Source organism: Terrabacter sp. P5_B1, from assembly GCF_056400505.1.
Genome location: NZ_JBFULD010000513.1, coordinates 1 through 1,831 on the forward strand (window position 1 = coordinate 1; position 1,831 = coordinate 1,831).

Sequence of the window (1,831 nt, forward strand, 5' to 3'; positions counted from 1 at the left end):
GGTCTCAACCTGGCCCTGGCCACCGACCTGCGGATCGTCTCGCGCACGGCCCGGCTGCTGCCCGGGTTCGCCCAGATCGGCATCCATCCCGGCGGCGGGCACTTCACCCTGATCAACCGGGTCGCCGGCCGTGAGGCCGCCGCGGCCCTCGGGCTCTTCGGCGACGAGGTCGACGGGGACCGGGCCGTGGCGCTGGGCCTGGCCTGGGCGGCACACGACGACGGCGACGTGCAGGACCGCGCCCTCGAGATCGCCCGACGGGTCGCGAAGGACCCCGCACTCGCCCGGCGGATGGTCGCGAGCTTCCGCCGCGAGACCGCGCCCGGCGGCATGCCGTGGGACGTCGCCGTCGAGGTCGAGCGCTCGCCGCAGATGTGGTCGCTGCGCCGCAAGCACGGCAGCTGACGCGCGTCGCACCACAAACCCGGCATTCCCCTCCTCGGGCGCTGGAATGCAAGGATGGGGAGGTTGGCCGTCCCCGACCGAGAGGAGCATCAGTGCTGGCGTCCTACCGACCTCTCTTCGAGGTGCCGGGGGCCCGTGTCTTCATCGCCGGCGGGTTCGTCGCCCGCACGGCCGGCTCGATGTTCGCCGTGTCGGTGGTCGCGATGGTCGCGGCGCGCACCGGCTCCTACGCGCTGGCCGGCGCCGTGGTCGCCGTCGGCATGGTGTCCCTGGCGCTCTTCGCGCCGATCCTCGGCCGACTCGTCGACCGCTACGGCCAACGGCGCATCGCCATCCCGTTCTTCCTCTGGTCCGGCTTCTGGGCGGTCATGACGCTGCTCACGTCGCTGCGCGGCTGGCCGTCGTGGCTGCTCTTCATCACCTTCCCCCTGTGCGGCGCCATCCCGAACCTCGGCACGATGGCCCGGGCGCGGTGGTCGCACATCTTCGCCGACGACCCGAAGAACCTGCACGCGGCCATGTCGTTCGAGCAGGTGATGGAGGAGGTGACCTTCGTCATCGGCCCGGTCCTCGCGATCTGGCTGTCGACGACGCTCTTCCCCGAGGCCGGGTTCGCCTTCGCGACCGTCGCCTACACGGTCGGCGTCCTCGTCTTCATCTCGGCGCGCTCCACGGAGCCGCCCGTCGTCCCGCACCACGAGCGCCCGACCGCGCACGCGTACACCGTGCCGGGGCTCGTCCCGCTCGCCTTCATCATGGTGATGACGGGCGCGATCTTCGGCGTCAACGAGGTCGTCACCCTCGCCGTCTCGCAGGACCTGGGCGCGCCGAGCGCGGCGGGCGCCATCCTCGCGTTGTATGCCGTGGGGTCGGCCTCCGCGGGCCTCGTCTTCGGTCACGTCTCGCACGGGCGCAGCCTCGTCAAGCTCCTCGTCGCCGGCACGCTCGGCATGGCGGTGCTCGAGATCCCGGTGCTCTTCGCCCCCAACCTCTGGATCCTCGCCGGCCTCATGATGGTCGCCGGGATGGCGACCGCGCCGACCCTCATCACGACGATGAACCTCATCGAGCGCATCGTCCCCAAGGCGCAGCTCAACGAGGGCATGACGATCGTGCTCACCGGCATCATCGTCGGTGTCGCGGCCGGCTCGGCCGTCTCGGGTGTCGTCGTCGACCACATCGGGGCCCAGCACGGCTACTGGGTGGCCATCATCGCGGGCAGCTTCGCCTTCGTCATGGCCCTCGGCACCCGCGCGTTCCTGACCCGCCGCGAGCTGCACACCCTCCGCTGACCGCCCCACGCGGCATACGTCCTCGCCGCAGTGAACCGTCGAATGGCCACGTGTGGCCGCCTCCGGCATGTCGAGAGGCCACGTGTGGCCGCCCGGGGGTGGGCGTACCGGGGATGAGTCGCCCGATGGTGCTG

Annotated in this window: 2 protein-coding genes; both read left to right on the forward strand. The window is 71.6% G+C overall.

The features are described 5' to 3' along the window. Positions 1–405: enoyl-CoA hydratase-related protein (locus AC1DP0_RS21525; protein ID WP_478088551.1), on the forward strand; the 405-nt coding region annotated here is incomplete at its 5' end. A 92-nt stretch (positions 406–497) separates the two neighbouring features. Further along, the gene (locus AC1DP0_RS21530) at positions 498–1,697 is read left to right on the forward strand and encodes an MFS transporter (RefSeq protein WP_478088554.1); all 1,200 of its coding nucleotides are present in this window, start codon (positions 498–500) and stop codon (positions 1,695–1,697) included. Positions 1,698–1,831: the final 134 nt, after the last annotated feature.